Here is a 15514-nt window from a genome sequence, read left to right on the forward strand (position 1 = left end):
TTATTGTCTTTCCGTCAGAACATGCCGGATGGCTGTGTAGAATGGTAGGTTTCGCGCGATCTCAAGCTCCGCGTGGAAAAGGGTTCGAATATCATCGGACGGCCAACCTTCGTCGAACGCTGTATTTGCGTCGTCAACGTACCCGGATACGGCGGCCTTGCGCATAGCGCGCAGGCGACCCCACTTGGCATCGAGCGAGAATACGCGCAGCGTCTCAGTCGCTCGTCGTTGATCGACTTCGGAAAGACCGTGCCGGACGCTGATCGTCCCATCGGCCTGAAAGATGAAGAAGCCATCCGGATCGTCGCAGCACGGATTTATCAGGTCGGTGACGTTGTATTGGCCTGCGCCGTTATCCTTGAAGTGACCGCATGAGTCCGTCTGGTCACAAGACCAGAAGAGATTCTCCCAATCGAAGATGAGCGCGGGATGCACGCTCTTCCGCCGGAAATGCTCTATGTGCTGGCCGAGAGTTTCTATGTCGCCCTCGCAATAAGCGCAGCGACGGCCCTGCATCGTTTCAAGATGCGTTCTGATCTCTTCCTTGTGGACGGAAGACACATTGTCCCACGTATGAACGCCGTGGGCGTAGCCGCCCAGGCAAGCCGGCGCAGGGCAGATGGCGCGATCAAGTTTCCGCATGTCACGCACCCTCCGGCCGGTTTTTGGCTAGCCGGAACCGTTGGAAGCGGATGAGGCGGTCGGCCTCCAGCATGACCTGATGGCTCTCGCCGTAGTGCGCGATCAGGCGTTGCCGCAAGTCGGTGGCTTCCGGCCCTTCGGCTTCGCCCGCCTCGATGAGCTTTCGATAGGCGCTGAGGTCGATTGCCTCCTCAACCTGCGGAACGGGGTCCACGTCCATCACGGTCGCCAGGACATCGGCGCTCTCGACGCCTCTGGTCTGAATCAGGGGCGTCTCGATCACCACGTCGCCGTTGCTGATATGGAGGACGCGGATCGACGACTTATCGACGGTGGACAGAACATGCGGGCTGTGCGTGCTGACAATGATCTGTAGGGCCGGGAACGCAGCTTGCAGCAAGCCGAGCACCTGCTGCTGCCAGCGGGGGTGCAGGTGCATGTCCACTTCATCGACGATGAGGATGCCAGGGGTCTCGATCGCAGCCCGATCGCTCAGTTGCGGATTGAGGCTTGCGCAGCGGCGCGCGACATCGGCGACAAGCGCAAGCATGGTGCGCACGCCATCGCTCAACATGGACAACGGCAGCTCGCCCCGCGACTCGTGCTGGGCTGTCAGGGTATGAAGCTCGTCATCCCAGCGGAGGCTTGACCAGCCGGTCGGCTGAAGAACCGTGTCGGTGGCGGCCTTCACGCCCTCGATCATCGCAAGGTTGGCTTGCAGGCTTTCCCGGAATGAAGGCGATGCCGTCTGCCTGAAACGATGCTCGAACCACGCCGAAATGCCCTTGAAGGACGAAGACGACGTGAGGCAATCGGCATAGCCGGCGACGCGCTCCCCGACATTGGTGACGGAGGATCGGCGATATTCGGTCTGCCGTTGCTCGCTCCAGAGGCGACCCGTCCCGTAATAGGCAATGAGCGGAAGAACCGCCGTGTCGGACAGGAAAGGCTGCGCGGCTGCTTTCATCGTACTAAGGTGCCGGGTGCTCGGCCGCACTTTGTCCCCGTAGGTTCTAACGGCGCTCTTCCACGTCACGGCCTCGCCCTGAACGGTAGCCTGCGCTCCGTATTCGGTCGGAAGGCAGGGGGACATCCTGCGCTCCTGACCAGGGACTAGGCGCACGTCGCTCCGCTCGATGCGCCGGACCTTCTCCGGCGGATAGAGCGCGTTGACGAAGACCGAGAGCGCAGCTCCAGCGGCGTCGAGCACGGCGGTCTTGCCGCTGCCGTTCTCCGCGACCAGCACGGTCAGGCGGGGGTGGAACTCGACCTCGCAATGGGCGAAGCAGCGAAAATTCGTCAGCGATAGCTTGTCGAGGCTCAGCGCGATCATCGGGCCTCTGCCTTGGCGAGCAGATCGCCCAGATGGAAGTTGATGGATGCGACGCCCCAGCCCGGTTCGCGGTCGAAGGGGCTGGGAATATAGTGCGGGCCGTCGATAGCATCGTCCTCACCGACGATGGCGATCGCCAGCACGAACTTGTCACCCTGATTGAAGGCGTAGAGCATTTCGTTACGTGTAATCGTAATGGTGCTTGCGCCCTTCACCCGGCCCTTCACTTCAATGTGCTTGGGATCAGGCTGCCTGCCGTCAACGGCCGGCGGATAGGAAGTCAAATCCCAGCCGCACTTTGCGGCGGAGACATCGACGACGCGGCAGCCGCGCGCTTCCTCGGCCTGCCGGACGGCTGACATGGCAAGATGCTCGATGCGCGAGCGGGCCGTCGCGTCGGCCGCGAAGGTCGCCGCCACCGGATCGGCGGGCTCGTCGCCGCGCAGCTTGTTCATCAAGCCCGCCGGCACGATCAGCGCCGCGCCCAACACGACCGGCGTGCCGTTCACGACATGGCGCATGGCCTGAAGCTCTTTCTTTCGATTGTCCAAACGGCCCTGAAGGTCGCCAAGCGTGCGCTCGACATTCTGAAGGTTGAGCCGCACGTCCTTTCCGACCTCGGCGTCGTCCTTCAGCTTCATCCAACGGTCCTGCCAGAAGGCGATTTCCTTGCTCAGCCGCTCATGGACGGCGTTCAGGGTCTTCTCCACATGGTCGATGCGCCGCTGCGCAACCTCGCCATAGTGCTCCGGCACCAGCGTCGTCGCGGCGAGGGCCAAGGCACGCGCCTCCTGACCGGAGGACAGCCAAGGCGCGTCGAGCACGTCGTTGAGCAAGGGGCGCTCGGCCTCTGGCAAAGGCTCAAGGTCGAGATGGGGCGCCCATCCGGCGAAGCTCGCCTGCCCGTCCGGGCCAACCCGCACGAATTGCAGGCGTTTAGATAGCACGGTGTTGTCGCCGGACTTGATCTCATGCGTCAGCAGGAACAGCAGCGCCGGGTCGAGTCCTTCATCGGACGGGTCAACAAGGATCGAACCCTGCCGGAGAAGGTTGGTGTGCTGCTCCAGGATCATATCCGACATGGCGAGCATGAGCGGATGGCCGGGGTGCATGAGAACGGCGCGCTCCACCCCCGCCTTGTCGAGCGGCTGAATGGCCTGACGTTCAAAGCAAATGCGGCTGTAGCGCCGCAAGACAGGCTCATGGTCGCGGCGATTCCGGCCGGTCAGCCGGCGGTCACGCTCGCGGATCGCCGAAGGAATATGGCTGATCTCGTAACGGCCGGCCTCGCGCGGATGCGCCGTGCCGCCGAGCGCGTCGAGGGCCTTGGAGAAGAAGGCTCGGACGAAGTAGGGCTGAAGCCGCCGGGCCTCCGCCTTCTCCATTTCCTCCTTCACGGCGAACAGCCGATCCGCGCTCATCGTCTCCTGCGCGAGCGCATTGCGGTTCAAGAGGGATTTCAGGTGATCGTGGTCGAGCGCCTTGTCGATCTTCTGGGTCAGGCGGGCGCGGACTTCGGGCCGGTCGCCGTAGCGGATCGCCTCGACCAGCAAATCCTTCAGGCTGGTTTCCTCGAAAACCTCGCCGAGAATGTCGAACACTCGGCCATGCAGAGCTTGGCTCTCGACCTCCAGCTTCAGAAGCAGGCGGTGATAGACATCGCCTTCGCGGGTCTCCTTGGCAACCAGATTCCACAGGTGGCAAACCTCGGTCTGCCCGATGCGGTGAATACGGCCGAACCGCTGCTCCAGCCGGTTCGGATTCCAGGGCAAGTCATAGTTGACCATGAGGTTGGCGTTCTGAAGGTTGACACCTTCGCCTGCGGCGTCGGTCGCCACCAAGACACGGACATCGGGATCGGAGCGGAAAAGCGCCTGAAGTCGGCGACGCTCGTCACGGTGCGTGCCACCGTGGATGGTCACAATGGCGTCGGGATTGCCAAGCACGCCGGCAATCCGCGCATGAAGGTAGTTCAGCGTATCTCGGTGTTCGGAAAAGATTATGATTTTGCGCTGCCGACCGGCGGCATCGCGGGTTTCGGGGTGGTTCTGAAGGATTCTCGACAACTCATCCCATTTGCGATCCTGCCCGGAGGCGACGACGGCCTTGGCCTGCTCCTCCAGTCCCTTCAGGATGACAATCTCCGCTTCAAGCTCGACTACAGTCTTGGCGGCCGTCGCATCGTCGATCAGGTTTTCCTCAAGGGATTCCTGCTCCTCCGCGCTCAAGTCGTCGTCGTCCTCCGGCGCACCAGCATAAGTTTCGGCTGCGGCGTGACGTCCCTTGATGCCGAGCTTTTCGTCCCGCAGCCTATTCTCAAGCCGCTCACGTCGGCGCTTGAGCGACTGGAAAATGGCTTCAGGGCTTGAAGCGAGACGCCGTTGCAGCGCGGCAAGGGCGAAGCCGACAGAGCCCTTGCGCGCCCCTTCGAGCTGGTCGGCCTTGCCCATCTCCGTCTGCACATATTGAGTCACGGCCTCGTACAGGGCCGCTTCGATGGGCGAGAGAACGTAATTGACGGTGTATGCCTTTCGCTCCGGGAAAAGCGGCGTGCCGTCGAACTTGACCAACTCTTCCTTAACCATGCGGCGCATTAGGTCGGAGGCATCGACCTTATGCACGCCGTCCCGGAACTTGCCGTAGAATCGGTCGGAATCGAGCAGTGAAAGGAAAAGCTGAAAGTCCGCTTCCTTGCCGTTGTGCGGCGTCGCGGTCATCAACAGCAGGTGCCGAACATGAGCGCCCAGCTTCTCCGCAAAACGGAAACGGCCGGTCTTCTCAAGCTTGGAACCGAAATAGTGCGCGGAGAGCTTATGCGCTTCGTCGAAGACGGCGAGGTCCCAGCCGGGTGCGCAGAGCTTGTCCTGAAGTTCCTCGTTCCGAGAGAGCTGGTCCAGCCTAACGATGAGGCGTGGATAGTCGTCGAACGGGTTTCCGCTGGGCGAGGTCTGCTCCATAAGCGAGGAATAGACGTGAAACTCTAGCCCGAATTTCTCGTAAAGCTCGTCCCGCCATTGCTCGACTAGGCTGCCGGGCGCGACGATCAGGATGCGATGCGAGTCCGCGCGCATGATGAGTTCGCGGATGTAAAGGCCGGCCATGATCGTCTTGCCCGCACCGGGATCGTCCGCCAGGACGAACCGCAGTGGCTGCCGGGGCAAAAGCGACTCATAGACGGCGGTAATCTGGTGAGGCAGCGGCTCCACATTCGAGCTGTGGACCGCCATCATCGGATCGAAGAGGAAGGCGAGGTCGATCCGCTTCGCCTCACAAGCAAGCTGGAAAGCTGCGCCGTCACCGTCGAAGGAGAAGGGTCGCTCGACAGTGGCGACATCGACCGAAGGCTCGTCGCCCCTGCCCAGAAGCCGTTCCTTCATCGCGCCGTCCGGCGTCCGGTAGATGAGCTGGACGGAGCCTTCCCCCAGGGGGACGACGGCAACGACCGTCACGATCTGGGACGGCTCGATCCCAGATAGACTCAGGCCAGACTTGATTTCTTCGAGCTTCATGTGGTGGACGGCTTTCTTTTGGGTGCGCGAGCCTCTGCCCCGAAGTTTGCTGAATTTGAACCGGTCATGATGGGAGATTTCGCTGCGGCGGCTTGCCCGAATAGGGCGCGACGTTGACCGCCTCCGCCTTCTTCCGTGCCTCGGCGATGTCGAAGCTATTCTGCATCCGCATGAGTGTTTCCATCGACACGCCGAACGCCTTCTCGATGCGGATTGCCATTTCCGGCGACAGGTCGGCCCGCTCGTTGAGCAGGGCGGACAAGGCGGCGCGGGTGACACCGAGAACATCGGCGGCAGCAGTGACCGACAGGCCGAGAGGTTCGATCACCTCGGTCTTTACAAAGCCGCCGGGATGGGCGGGAGCCTTCATTCGGATGCCGTTCATTGCGCTTGCGCCCACGTCTCAGCCGCTTCCTTCGTAGTTAAGGTCTACGATCTCGTTTTCCTGTGCGTCGATCGCAAACGTGAGCGCGCCGATCGGCGCGGCCCGAAGCTCCCATCGCCCCCGCCCGGCACCCGGCGGTAGTTGAACCGTCCAGCCAGCGACGCAGCGAAGCTCCGATTCCCCGGCCATGTCCTGAAGGAAGGACAGGATGCGCCGCAATCTCGAAACCTCGATGCCTCGCGGGCCGGCCGGTTCGTCCTCTGCGATGAGAGAGCGCAGGCCCGGATGGACCACGTTCCGAATCTTCATGGCCGATGCTACCGAATGGTTGCGCATAGTGTCAAGCGACACTTTACATATTGCTGGCCGTTTGCTAGGATTCGGTTGTCGGTGCGACCTGCGCCGGCATGGCGTTGAGGCTGCGGAGCGCGGGTGAGCATTTCCGTTCCAGGACAGAATGACCAGGCCGTGACCAATCGCTTTGCCCGGCGGTTCGGCACCGTCGGGGCATGTCCTTCGATGTCCACCATAGCGGCAAGGCCGAGAAGCCCGCGAAGCAGTCGCTTCGCGTGGTTCACGACTTTCCTGTCGAGGTTCCGGTCACGGATGCCGTGCTGGATGTCGTCGAAGCCTTCCTCGGCGCGCAACTGCTCGCCATCCTCGCCGCCGATACGCCTGACGATCTGCCCGCTGTAGCCACCCCGGAGTAACGAAGGAATGGCCGCCCCGAAGCCCGCAACCCTCGCCGTCGCCGATGGTGAAGCGCCGCTGCGCGCGGCGCTCTATCTGCGGGTGTCCACGGGGCGGCAGGCGGAAAGCGACCTCTCCATCCCTGACCAGAGGCGGCAGGCGACGGCGTTCTGCAAGGCCAAGGGATGGAGTGTCGTCACCGAGTTCGTCGATGCCGGTTTGTCTGGCACCGACGATAACCGGCCGCAGCTTCAGCGCCTTCTCGACATTGCGACGGGCGGCGGCGCTCCCTTCGATGCCGTGGTCGTCCATTCCTTCAGCCGCTTCGCGCGCGACCATTTCGCGCTCGAATATCATGTCCGGCGGCTGCGCAAGCACAACGTCCGGCTGGTCTCGATCACGCAAGACCTCGGCGACGATCCCATGAGCGTCATGGTGCGACAGGTCTTCGCCCTGTTCGACGAATATCAATCCAAGGAAAACGCCAAGCACGTCCTGCGCGCCATGCAAGAGAATGCGCGGCAAGGCTTCTGGAACGGTGCGGCGGCCCCTTACGGCTATGCCATTGTCGCCGCCGAACAGCGCGGCGCGAAAACCAAGAAGAAGCTGGCCGTCGATCCGGTCGAGGCCGAAGTCGTCCGTCAGATTTTCAAGCTGATCCGCGAGGGCGACGGCGCCAGTGGCCCGATGGGTATCAAGGCCGCCGCCAACTGGCTGAACGAACGCGGCTATCGCACCCGCAAAGGCGCGCGGTGGGGTATCGGCCCGCTGCACAAGCTCATCACCAGCACCACCTACAAGGGCGAGCACCGCTTCAACACGAAGGCTTGGAAGACGCGAGAGGCAAAGCCCGACGCCGAGCACGTCGTCGTACCGGTCGATCCGATCATCGACCCGGCGACCTTCGACGCCATTCAGGCCCAGCTCAAGACCCGCAATCCAAAGGCCACGCCGCCGCGAGTCGTGACCGGCCCGATCCTGCTGACCGGCATCGCCACCTGCGCGACCTGCGGCGGCGGCATGACGCTGCGCACTGGCAAGAGCGGCCGCTACCGCTATTACACCTGCGCCTCGGCCATGCAGAAGGGCAAGTCGGCCTGCAAGGGCCGCTCGATCCCGATGGACAAGCTCGACGAAATTGTCCTCGATGTCCTCGGCGACAAGCTGCTGACCGAACGCTTCGTCGAAGACCTGCTGGCGGGCCTCCTCGAACGGCAGACGGCGCGGGACGAAGATCACGCGCAACGCCTCAGCGCCCTAAAGGGCAAGCTCGCTGATGCCGAGGAACGGCTGAAGCGGCTCTATCAGGCGATTGAAAATGGCGTCGCCGATCCGTCCGACCCGACGCTCAAGGAGCGGATCGGGGTGGTGAAGACGGAGCGCGACATTGCCCATGTCGCCCTGACGCGCGCGGCGGCGGAGCTAAGCCCGGAGGCGCGCATTACCGGCGAAAAGATCGCCGTCGCGGTCGAGGCCATGCGGGCGAACGTGCTGCAAGGGCCGATCCCGTTCCGCCGCGCCTATCTGCGGGCCATGATCGACAATGTGGAAGTCGATGACACGGAAGTCCGCATCTACGGGCGAAGGACCGTCCTCGAACGCCTCGTGATGGGGGACGGGGTAGCTCCGGCCGGAGTTCCCAGTTTTGTTCGGAAGTGGCGCGCCCGAAGAGATTCGAACTCCTGACCCCCAGATTCGTAGTCTGGTGCTCTATCCAGCTGAGCTACGGGCGCGCGGGCCTGATGGCCGTCTGCCGGCGGGCGACCGCGGAGGCGCTTCCGGCAGGGTCCGGACCGGCCTCATGCGATGCCGCTTCCGAACAGGGCGCTACTCCTACTCAAGTCCGACCCGGATTGCAAGGGACCTTTAGCGGTTTTTTCGCACGGTCGCCAGAACGGCGGATTTCCGCGCTCCGCACGGCCGTCTGGCCCGACATCCTGCCCCCGCACCCGATCGCCGCCGCGCGCGATGCGGCAGCGCCGAAACACGATCAGGCCGGCCCGGCGTCGCCGCCGGCGGCGCGGTCGGGAAGGACGATCCGGAAGCAGGCGCCCGGGCCGCCGTCCTCCAGCGAAAGGGTGCCGCCGTGGGCGCGCACGAGCTCGGCGGCGATGGCGAGGCCGAGGCCGGTGCCGCCCGGCTTGGCGGCACTGCGGAACGCGCGAAACAGCTCGTCGCGGATGCGCGGCGGGATGCCCGGACCGGTGTCGCGGACACGCACGACGACCTGCGCCCCGTCGCGGTCGGCGGACACGGCGATGCGGCGCACCAGCGCGGCGTCCGTTTCCCCGTCCAGCGCCTGCAGGGCGTTGCGGCACAGGTTGAGCAGCACGCGAAACAGCTGGTCCGGATCGCCGTCGACCTCCAGGTCGGCGGGCACGGCGTTGTCGAAGGCGACGTCGGTGCGGTCGGCAAGGCCGAGGACGTCGCCGACGTCGTCGACCATCCGGCGCAGCGCGAGCAGCCGGCGAGCGGGCGGCGCCTCCTGCGCCCTGCCGTAGGACAGCACGGCCTGGGTATAGGCGACCGCCCGGTCGAGCGTGGCGACGATCTTGGGCGCCAGGCGTCGGACGGTGGGGTCGGGCACATTCTCCAGGCGCTCGAGGAACAGCTGCGCCGATGCCAGCAGATTGCGCAGGTCGTGGTTGATCTTCGACACGGCAAGGCCGAGGTCGGCGAGGCGCTGCTTTTGGTGCAGCGTGCGCGACAGCGCCTGCTGCATGGCGGCCAGGCGCCGCTCGGCGTCGCCGATCTCGTCGGATCGCGCGGTGACGGTCACGATCCGCGAGGCGTCCTCCGGCGCCTCGGCGAATCGTCCCATCGATCGGGTCAGCCGCTGCAGGGGACGCACGAACAGCGCCCGGAGCGCGACATAGACGAGGCTGGCCGTAATCACCGAAATGACCAGGGAGAGCGCCAGGATGCGGCCAGAAAAGGCCAACATGTCGTCGCGCAGCGGCACGATCGGCAGCACGACGTCGACGCGTTCCGATGCCTCCATGGGCCCCTTGCCGATGACGCGCATCAGGCCATCGCCCCTGTAGACCAGGGTGCGGAAGGTCTCCGCGATGGCGCGCAGCGGGTGCATGTCGGCCATGTCGATAACGAGCTCGGCCTCGGGCGGCATGGCGCTCATGGCGATCAGCCGGCGACGATTGCCCTGATCGAGCGAGATGGCGACGGCGCCGGTGGCGCGCAGCAGTTCCTCCTGCAAGCGCGGAGCCAGCGTGTTGGTCTCGGTCAGGACGGTGGCGGCGACGCTGGCCGTGGTCAGGCGGTCGTTGAGCCAGGTGTTGCGATAGTTGGCGACCGACGGCACGTAGATCAGGATTTCCGCCAGCATCACGAACAGCACCGTGAGCAGCAGCAGCTTGCCGGACAGGCCGCCGAATCGGCGTGCGTCACGCGTCGCGGCCGGGTCGCCGGTCGCCGGGTCATCGGCCGTGACCTGTTCGCTTGCCTGCGGCTGCTCCCGTCTCATCGCCTCACATCCGTGCCCTGCCTTGCCGATCCTACTCCGAAAGCCAGCTAGCCAAAAAGCCGCAGGAAACGGATCGTCCGCCGCACCCAGGTGTTTGCCGGCATGCCAGCATAGTAGGAGAGCGCCGCCCGGCGCACGAGTTCGCCGTAGGTGGGATAGGGCGCGACGAAGCCGGCGAGCGCCTTCATGTCGAGCTTCTGCGCCAGGGCGAGCGACAGCAGATTGGCCATCTCGCCGGCCAGCGCGCCGGCGATCCCGGCACCCAGAAGCCGGCCGCGCTGCCCGGCGATCAGCTTTAGGCGGCCGATCGTGGCACGGTCGGCGCGGGCGCGATCGCTGGCGGCGTAATCGACGGCAAGCACCCGGACCCGATCGCCGAAGCGGCGCCGTGCCTCGGCCTCCGAAAGACCGACCTGTGCGAGCTCTGGCGCGGTGTAGGTGACCCAAGGGACGAGATCGCGATTTTCCTTCGCCGGCAGGCGGAACAGGATCGAGCGCACGACCAGACCGGCGTGATAGCCGGCTGCGTGGGTGAACTGCAAGCCGCCGATGACGTCGCCGATGGCATAGACGCGCCGGTTGGTGGTCCTTAGACCGCCGTCGACGGTGATCCCACGCGGCCCGTAGCCGATGCCGGCGGCGTCGAGGCCGAGGCCGGTGAGAACCGGCGCCCGCCCGGCGGCGACCAGCAGATGTGAGCCTTCGACCCGACGGTGACTGCCGCCGGGTCCGGCAACGAGAAGCGCAACCCCCTCATCCGCCTGCTCGACCGCCTCGACGCGGCTTCCCTCTAGGATCTCGACGCCTTCGGCACGCAACTGGTCGAGGACGAAGGCCGCCAGCTCCGGGTCGTCGCGTCCGAGCGCCTTGTGCGCTTCGACGACGGTGACCTGGGCGCCGAGGCGGCGATGGGCCTGCGCCATTTCCATGCCGATCGGTCCACCGCCCAGGACCAGCAGATGAGCCGGGCACTCGGTCAGGTCGAACAGGGTCTCGTTAGTCAGATAGGGCACCGCGTCGAGGCCCGGAATCGGCGGCACGAGGGGCCGCGACCCGGTCGCGACGACGAAGCGCCTGGCGCGGATCTCGCAGTCTCCGGCCATCACCCGGTCGGGACCGCCGAAGCGCGCCTCGGCCTTGAGCACGGTCACGCCGAGGGCCTCGAACCGTTCGACCGAATCATGCGGCGCGATGGCGGCGATGACCGACCGAACATGGGCGCCGACGGCGGCGAAATCGACCAGCGGCTCGGTCTCGCCGACGCCGAACCCAACCCCGCTGCGCCGGGCCTGGGCCTGGCGTGCGGCCGCCAGAAGCGCCTTGGAGGGCACGCAGCCAGCGTTGAGGCAATCGCCGCCCATGCGGTCGCGCTCGACCAGAACGACCTCGACGCCGAAGGCGGCGGCGGCAGCGGCGACCGACAGGCCGCCGGAACCGGCCCCGAGGATGCAGATGTCCGGCGTCAGAACACGGGTCATGGACAATCCTTTCGATCTGGCACCCGGTCGGCATCCGTCAGGCCGGTGTCACTGGGCCGGTGTCACTGGGCCGGTGTCACTGGGCTGGTGTCACTGAGCCGGTGTCACTCGGGCCGGTGTCCCGTACTCTGCCGCCGCGCGCGCAGAACGCGCAGCACCACCGGTATCAGAGCGGCGATGCCGAGCGCAAACAGGGCGACCAGAAGCTCGGTTGTCACGAGGGCGCCGACGTCGATGCGGCAGGTTCCGGCGGCCGCGCAGCCGGGATCGGCCGCCTCCTGGGCGGCGATCACGCTGTCGAGGCCAGAGCCGATGAACGCGAAGGCGAAGGTTCCCGGCAGGATGCCTATCGCGGTGGTCAGGACGAAGGTTGCCAGCGGCACATGGAACAGCGCCGGCGCGATGTTGACCAGCCAGAACGGGAACACCGGCGTAAGGCGCAGGAAAAGAAGGTAACTGACCGCATCGGCCCTGAAGCCCTCGGCCAGGCGCGCAAGGAAGGGTCCGGCACGGGCCTTGAGTGCGGCTCCAAGCGAGGAGCGGGCGGCGAGAAAGATCGCCGTGGCGCCGGCGGTCGCCGCGATCGCCGCGACCAGGGCGCCGAACACCCAGCCGAACAGGAAACCGCCGGCGACCGTCAGCAGTACCGCACCGGGGAACGACAGGGCGACCGAGAGCGCATAGACGACGCCGTAAGCGCTCAGGGCAAGCAGAAACCGGTCGCCGACATAGGTGGACAGCAGTTCGCGATGGCGGATCAAGGCGGAAAGGGTCAGATGCTCGTGCCAGCCGAGCAAGACGCCCACGGCCATCAGAACCGCGATGGCGGCGAGCGGCGCCCAGCGTTTCAAGCCCCGGCGGCGCGCGGCCCGCCGGGTCGCCCCGGAAGATGCCGCTCCGGTGTCGTCCTGCGGATGGCCGGCCCGGTCGGCAGCTGCATCCCGAGCGGCAGGACGGGTCACGCGAGTGCGCTCCCGGACCGGGCGGCAGTTCTCCGCAGACCGGCCGATCCGGTGCCAAAATCTTTCCGATCGTAGGACTCTCGTTGCATTCCCCGTCCGTGCTCACGTGTGCGCCATCGGCGCGACGACGAACATGTAACCATGCAAGCTGCAGAAGTATCCAGTCTCACCGAGATTTGACCCCGCAGACAGAACCACTCACCGCTCCGGACCAAGCGTTGCGCGCGAGTCAAAAGAACGCGATAGTCCGGCCACCCTCGTTGACTTGACGGGTGAGCGCCCGTATAAGCGCGCTCGACCGGGAAAGGCATTCGGGTCGGCGTCCGATCGGGGCGACGCGCTGGACAAGCGCGCCGGATGCTTCCAGCAGCACTTTTTGAAGATCAAGGGCCGCGCGCCGGCGCGGGTAAGAACAATGAAGCGTACGTATCAACCGAGCCGCCTCGTCCGCAAGCGCCGTCACGGCTTCCGTGCCCGCATGGCCACCAAGAATGGCCGCCAGGTTCTCTCGCGCCGCCGCGCCAAGGGCCGCAAGCGCCTCAGCGCCTGATCGCGGCGGGCCGCGGCGCTTCGAACCAGTTCCCAAGGGACATTGGACAAGCGACGCCACGGCTGATGAAAACCTTGAAGAAGCGCACCGAGTTCCTGGCCGTCGCCAAAGGTGGACGGGCGGATCGGCGCGCTTTTGTGTTGCAGGGCCTCCGGCGTGGGGATGACCGGGGTACCCGTTTCGGCTACACGGTGACCAAGCGGACCGGCAACGCGGTGGAACGAAACAGAATCCGCAGGCGGCTGCGCGCAGCCGTGGCGGCCCTTTCGCCCGGCGACGTGCCCGAGGGAGCGGACTACGTGCTGATCGGACGGCGTTCGGCGTTGGATATGCCCTTTGCGGACCTGGTCAGGGACCTTAGATCAGGGCTGGCAAAGGCACTGGATCCGAATTCCGCCCGGAACGCGTCCGGGCACCGAAAGCCGCGCGGCGACAGGGGCGACAAGCTCCGGGCGCCGAAGCCGAAACAGGGATGACAGCAGTCCATGGCTGATAACCGCAACACGTTCCTCGCTATCGCGCTGTCCCTGGTCGTCCTGCTCGGCTGGCAGTATTTCGTGGCAAGGCCGCAACTCGAACGCCAGCAGGCCGAGCTGGCACAGCAGGACGCGCAACAGCAGGCCGCCGGTCAGGATGCCCAGGCCCCGACGCCCGGCGCGACGGCGCCCGGCTCACTTCCCGCGCCCGGCTCGACAGCTCCGGCAGCAGGTGCACAGCCCGTCGCACTGACCCGCGAGGCCGCACTCGGCACCAGCGCTCGCGTCACGATCGAAACGCCGCGCGTCAGCGGCTCGATCAATCTGGCGGGAGCCCGGATCGACGACCTCCGGCTGAAGGACTATCGCGAGACGGTCGACCCGAAGAGCCCGACGATCGTGCTGTTCTCGCCGAAGGGCGGGCCGAAGCCCTACTACGCCGACTTCGGCTGGGTGACCGATGGTACGAAGACAGTCGCCCTGCCCGGCCCCGACAGCCTCTGGTCGGTGGAAGGATCCGACAGGCTGACACCGCAGACGCCGGTGACGCTGACCTTCGACAACGGCGAGGGTCTTGTTTTCAAGCGGACCTTCACGATCGACGAGAACTACATGTTCAGCGTCTCGCAGGAGGTGGTGAACGGGACGCAGGAGGCCATCCGCCTCTTCCCCTATGGCCTGATCGTACGCCGTGGCAAACCGGAGACGGCCGGCTTCTACATCCTCCACGAAGGCCTGATCGGCGTGTTCGGCGAGAAGGGCCTGCAGGAGGTCGACTATTCGGACGTCGAGGAAGACGGCCAGATCCGTCCCGGCCAGGTGGACAGCGGCTGGCTCGGCATAACCGACAAGTACTGGGCCGCGACTTTGATCCCAATGCCGGGCTCAAGCTTCCAGCCGAGTTTCGGCTACACGGCGACGACCGACAACTTCCAGGCCGACTTCCTCGGCGCGGCGGTCGACGTGGCGTCCGGGGCGAGCGGCTCCGCGAGTTCCTATCTGTTCGCCGGCGCCAAGGAAACAAAGGTCATCGACGCCTACGAAGAGGCGCTGAACATCGCCCGCTTCGAACTGCTGATCGACTGGGGCTGGTTCTATTTCCTGACCAAGCCGATGTTTTTCGTCATCGACTGGCTGTTCCATCTGGTCGGTAACTTCGGCATCGCGATCCTGCTGGTCACCGTGCTGGTCAAGCTTGTGTTCTTCCCGCTGGCCAACAAGTCCTACGTCTCGATGAGCAAGATGAAGCTCGTGCAGCCGCAGATGACGGAAATCCGCGACCGGTACAAGGACGACAAGGCCAAGCAGCAGCAGGCCCTGATGGAACTGTACAAGAAGGAGAAGATCAACCCGCTGGCCGGCTGCCTGCCGATCCTGATCCAGATCCCGGTATTCTTCGCCCTCTACAAGGTCCTGTTCGTCACCATCGAAATGCGGCACGCGCCGTTCTTCGGCTGGATCCAGGATCTGTCCGCCCCCGACCCGACGACGATCTTCAACCTGTTCGGCCTGATTCCCTGGGATCCGCCGCAGATGCTGATGCTCGGCATCTGGCCGTTGATCATGGGCGTGACGATGTTCGTCCAGATGAAGATGAACCCGGCACCGCCGGATCCGACCCAGCAGATGATCTTCACCTGGATGCCGGTGATCTTCACCTTCATGCTGGCGTCGTTCCCGGCTGGCCTCGTGATCTACTGGGCCTGGAACAACTCCCTGTCGATCGCCCAGCAATACGTGATCATGCGGCGGCAGGGCGCCAAGGTTGAACTTTGGGACAACCTGAAAATCACCTTCAAGCGCAAGAAACCAGAGGCCGGCGCCAAAGATTGAAACCCGTTGCGGCGGCCTGCCGCCGTGTGCGGGGCCGCCCGGTCGACCGAACAGGAGTGCATGGACCGATGATCCACTGAGGCAAGACCCGGCACGGACGGCGCAGCGCCGAACGACGGGTCGCAGCGACCGACGCAGTCCGTCGGCTCACCGTACCCCGAGCCTTTCCTGCCTC

General features: G+C 65.2%; 13 protein-coding genes and 1 tRNA gene. 5 read left to right on the forward strand and 9 right to left on the reverse strand.

What is annotated here, in order from left to right:
* The 5 genes from SL003B_RS18275 to SL003B_RS18295 form a co-directional block, all read right to left on the reverse strand.
* The gene (locus SL003B_RS18275; RefSeq protein WP_013654354.1) at window positions 1-642 is read right to left on the reverse strand and encodes a retron system putative HNH endonuclease; all 642 of its coding nucleotides are present in this window, start codon (window positions 640-642) and stop codon (window positions 1-3) included.
* 1 nt (window position 643) lies between these two features.
* Window positions 644-1975 carry an AAA family ATPase gene (locus SL003B_RS18280; protein ID WP_013654355.1) on the reverse strand — a complete coding sequence of 444 codons (1332 nt, stop codon included), beginning with the start codon at window positions 1973-1975 and terminating at the stop codon, window positions 644-646.
* Window positions 1972-5484, reverse strand: coding sequence for a helicase-related protein (locus tag SL003B_RS18285; RefSeq protein ID WP_013654356.1), 3513 nt, complete (start codon window positions 5482-5484; stop codon window positions 1972-1974). Before SL003B_RS18285 ends, SL003B_RS18280 begins: the two co-directional genes overlap by 4 nt.
* Before the next feature lie 64 nt (window positions 5485-5548).
* Window positions 5549-5884 carry a HigA family addiction module antitoxin gene (locus SL003B_RS18290; RefSeq protein WP_013654357.1) on the reverse strand — a complete coding sequence of 112 codons (336 nt, stop codon included), beginning with the start codon at window positions 5882-5884 and terminating at the stop codon, window positions 5549-5551.
* A 3-nt stretch (window positions 5885-5887) separates the two neighbouring features.
* Window positions 5888-6178 carry a type II toxin-antitoxin system RelE/ParE family toxin gene (locus tag SL003B_RS18295; RefSeq protein WP_041376296.1) on the reverse strand — a complete coding sequence of 97 codons (291 nt, stop codon included), beginning with the start codon at window positions 6176-6178 and terminating at the stop codon, window positions 5888-5890.
* A 200-nt stretch (window positions 6179-6378) separates the two neighbouring features.
* Between SL003B_RS18295 and SL003B_RS22870 the strand changes: the two genes are divergently transcribed.
* Both SL003B_RS22870 and SL003B_RS22875 read left to right on the forward strand, forming a co-directional pair.
* Window positions 6379-6579, forward strand: a complete 201-nt coding sequence (locus SL003B_RS22870) for a hypothetical protein (RefSeq protein WP_083812125.1) — start codon at window positions 6379-6381, stop codon at window positions 6577-6579.
* A 7-nt stretch (window positions 6580-6586) separates the two neighbouring features.
* Window positions 6587-8245 carry a recombinase family protein gene (locus SL003B_RS22875; RefSeq protein ID WP_083812126.1) on the forward strand — a complete coding sequence of 553 codons (1659 nt, stop codon included), beginning with the start codon at window positions 6587-6589 and terminating at the stop codon, window positions 8243-8245.
* Here SL003B_RS22875 and SL003B_RS18305 read toward each other — a convergent pair.
* The 4 genes from SL003B_RS18305 to SL003B_RS18320 form a co-directional block, all read right to left on the reverse strand.
* Window positions 8216-8292: transfer RNA gene (locus tag SL003B_RS18305), tRNA-Arg, on the reverse strand. The two genes, SL003B_RS22875 and SL003B_RS18305, sit on opposite strands and share 30 nt — an antisense overlap.
* A gap of 257 nt (window positions 8293-8549) precedes the next feature.
* Complete coding sequence (locus tag SL003B_RS18310; protein ID WP_013654359.1) at window positions 8550-10040, reverse strand: sensor histidine kinase; 1491 nt, start codon at window positions 10038-10040, stop codon at window positions 8550-8552.
* A gap of 47 nt (window positions 10041-10087) precedes the next feature.
* Window positions 10088-11518, reverse strand: coding sequence for a dihydrolipoyl dehydrogenase family protein (locus SL003B_RS18315; protein ID WP_013654360.1), 1431 nt, complete (start codon window positions 11516-11518; stop codon window positions 10088-10090).
* Between the two features lie 104 nt (window positions 11519-11622).
* On the reverse strand, window positions 11623-12480 hold the full coding sequence (locus SL003B_RS18320) for a TVP38/TMEM64 family protein (protein ID WP_013654361.1): 858 nt from the start codon (window positions 12478-12480) through the stop codon (window positions 11623-11625).
* Between the two features lie 415 nt (window positions 12481-12895).
* Between SL003B_RS18320 and rpmH the strand changes: the two genes are divergently transcribed.
* The 3 genes from rpmH to yidC all read left to right on the forward strand — a co-directional run bounded on the left by rpmH (window position 12896) and on the right by yidC (window position 15339).
* Complete coding sequence (rpmH, locus tag SL003B_RS18325; protein WP_013654362.1) at window positions 12896-13030, forward strand: 50S ribosomal protein L34; 135 nt, start codon at window positions 12896-12898, stop codon at window positions 13028-13030.
* A 65-nt stretch (window positions 13031-13095) separates the two neighbouring features.
* Window positions 13096-13506: a ribonuclease P protein component gene (gene rnpA, locus SL003B_RS18330; protein WP_013654363.1), complete on the forward strand. Its 411-nt coding sequence runs from the start codon at window positions 13096-13098 to the stop codon at window positions 13504-13506.
* A 9-nt stretch (window positions 13507-13515) separates the two neighbouring features.
* Complete coding sequence (yidC, locus tag SL003B_RS18335) at window positions 13516-15339, forward strand: membrane protein insertase YidC (RefSeq protein WP_013654364.1); 1824 nt, start codon at window positions 13516-13518, stop codon at window positions 15337-15339.
* Window positions 15340-15514: the final 175 nt, after the last annotated feature.

Source organism: Polymorphum gilvum SL003B-26A1 (genome assembly GCF_000192745.1).
GTDB classification, from domain to species: Bacteria; Pseudomonadota; Alphaproteobacteria; order Rhizobiales; family Stappiaceae; genus Polymorphum; species Polymorphum gilvum.